The following is a 2686-nucleotide window of genomic DNA, read 5'->3' on the forward strand; positions in this document are numbered from 1 at the left end:
GACATAAGTGACAATGAAGTCTTTCTTGTCGGGCGTGAGCTCCGCCACCACCGAAGCAACCCGGAAATCGGCGTAGCCTTCAGTGAGATAATATTGGCGCAGCTTTTGCTGATCATAGGCCAGGCGATCGGGATCGTAGGTATCGTTTGAGGTGAAGAAGCGCCACGCGCGCGACTGTTTCGACGCCATCTGCTTGCGGATGGCGCCTTCCTTGAATTTGGTGTTGCCCAGAATATTGATCTGACGGATTTTGGACTTCGGGCCTTCGCTGATCTCTAACACCACATCCACGCGGTTCTGTTCGAGCTGGACGATCTTGGGCTCCACACTCGCGGCAAAGCGGCCGCCGCGCCGATAGAGTTCCAGAATGCGGCCGAGATCGGCACGGGTTTTGGAACGCGTGAAAATCTGGCGCGGGGCAAGTCGGATTTCCTCGCGAATCTTTTCTTCCTTCACCCGCTTGGCGCCTTCGATGATGATCCGGTTGATCACCGGATTTTCCTTCACCTCGACCGTAAGTGCACCGCTGTCGTCGCGGATGGTGGCATCAGAAAACAGTTCGGAAGCGTAAAGCGCCTTGAGCGCAGTATCCAGCGCATCGCGGTCATAGCGATCACCAATGGCCAGATTGAGATAGGAGCGCACAGTTTCAGGCTCCAGTCGCTCAGTGCCGCGCACCACAACGCTTCGCACAATGCCGGCATTGGCCGCTGTTGCCGGCAGCGCCGATTGGCCGCGCGATTCCGATGCGCGGGCCTCGGCTTCGGCCGAAGGGCGGGCAGGTTCCGGGGCGGATGCGCGCGGGCGAGGCTGAGCCAGCGCCGGGGCGGCCAGCGCAGACGACAACAACAACACCGCCAACGGCCGGCGCCAGTGAGCGCCCCCAGCCATGCGTCCGAAATTGGCTTCCATCAACTCGACCAACGTACCACCATTCAGCCCAGCAGCTCGCCGGTTGTTCCCGCGATGCCCAAAATTACGCCCATCCAGATAAGCTGACCCGATCATCCCAGCCATATCATCCCAACCAGGACGCCAGCCGGGTCCACAGCCCGACACTCCCCATGTCGTGCCAGGTCAGCACAACCATCAGCGACATCAGCGCGGCAAAGCCCGACATGAAGGCCCATTGCTGCACCTTTTCCGCCAGCGGTTGCCGCCGCAATGCCTCGATGCCGTAAAGCAGAAGATGGCCGCCGTCCAGCATCGGGATGGGCAACAGATTGATGAATCCCAAGTTGATCGAGAAGAACGCCACGAACGCCACCGCCGACAGCAGGCCAAGGCTGGCCTGTTGTCCCGCGATCTGCGCGGTCTTCACCGGGCCGCCCATTTCGGTGATGTCGCGGTCGCCGGTAACGACCTGGCGCAGGGTGCGCCCGATCGTCTGGGTGATGCTCCAGGTATCGACCACGGCCCAGCGCAGCGCATCGATCACGCCAACCTTTTCAATCACTTCGGCTGGGCGCACGATGCCGAGACGTGGATGGCGCGAGATGTTGCCAAAGCGGTCGCGGCTTTCCACCATGGCCGGCGTTACGGCGATGCGGCGCTGCTTGTCGCCGCGCTGCACCAGCAATTCGATGCGGCTGCCGGTTCCAGTGACCACTTGGGCGGTGATATCCTCAAAACGGTCAACCGTTCTGTCGTCAACCGCCAGGATGCGATCGCCAACAAGCACGCCCGAACGCTCGGCCGCGCTGCCCGGCATCACCCGTTCCACCACCGGCGGCGAAGCCTGATGGCCCAGCGCCAGATTGAAACCGGCAAGGATCAGGATGGCAAACAGAAAATTGATTGCCGGTCCTGCCGCCACGATGATGGCGCGCTGCCACAGCGGCAGGAAGGCAAACAGTCCGCGGCGTTCCGTTTCCGGCAAGGCCATCACCGCCGGGTCGATCTGGCTGGCTTCGTTCATGTCGCCGACAAATTTCACATAGCCGCCCAGCGGGATGGCGTTGATCTTCCAGCGCACACCGCGCCGGTCGGTCCAGCCCAGCAATTCGCGGCCAAAACCGACGCCAAAGGCCTCAATACGCGCGCCAAAGACACGCCCCGCGAGATAATGGCCGCCCTCATGCACAACCACCAGCACCGCAATCATCATGATGAAGCTGGCGAGGGTGAAGATCACACCGGGCTGCGGCAGGAAGGCAAGCTCGCTCATGCCGCGCGCCTCGTCACTTGGGCGCGCGCCGTTGCCCGGGCGGCGGCATCCACCGCAACCACATCTTCCAGAGTTTCCACCGGCCCTGAGGGCATCATCGCCAAAGTCTCCGCCACGATCGCGTCGATATCAAGGAACCCGGCTTGCCCGGCGATGAACGCCGCGACAGCAATTTCATTGGCCGCATTCAAGATGCACGGCGCACTGCCGCCGGCGCGCATCGCCGCCCACGCCAGCGCCAGGCAAGGAAAGCGTTCCAGATCAGGCTTTTCGAACGACAGGTTCGCAACTGTTGCAAAGTCAAGCCGGGCAGCCGGGGTGGCAATGCGCTCCGGCCAGGCCATCGCATAGGCGATCGGAATTCGCATGTCAGGGCTGCCAAGCTGCGCCAGCACGCTGCCATCGATATATTCCACCATAGAATGGATGACCGATTGCGGGTGAACAATCACGTCCAGCCGTTCCACCGCCACCGGAAACAAGTGCGCCGCCTCGATCAGTTCCAGCCCCTTGTTCATC

At 61.9% G+C, this 2686-nt stretch carries 2 protein-coding genes and 1 pseudogene; all 3 read right to left on the reverse strand.

Annotated features, from left to right (window positions below; translation table 11 throughout):
* The coding region (locus tag ACESL8_RS10590; protein WP_372918611.1) for a POTRA domain-containing protein at positions 1-912 on the reverse strand (912 nt) is incomplete at its 3' end.
* Between the two features lie 106 nt (positions 913-1018).
* A complete protein-coding gene (gene rseP / locus ACESL8_RS10595) occupies positions 1019-2167 on the reverse strand; it encodes an RIP metalloprotease RseP (RefSeq protein WP_372918609.1) in 1149 nt (382 codons plus the stop codon).
* A pseudogene (locus ACESL8_RS10600) lies at positions 2164-2686 on the reverse strand (1-deoxy-D-xylulose-5-phosphate reductoisomerase); the annotation flags it as partial. The gene rseP and the pseudogene ACESL8_RS10600, both read right to left, overlap by 4 nt.

The sequence above is a fragment of the Sandarakinorhabdus sp. genome (assembly GCF_041689835.1).
Lineage (GTDB): Bacteria > Pseudomonadota > Alphaproteobacteria > Sphingomonadales > Sphingomonadaceae > Sandarakinorhabdus.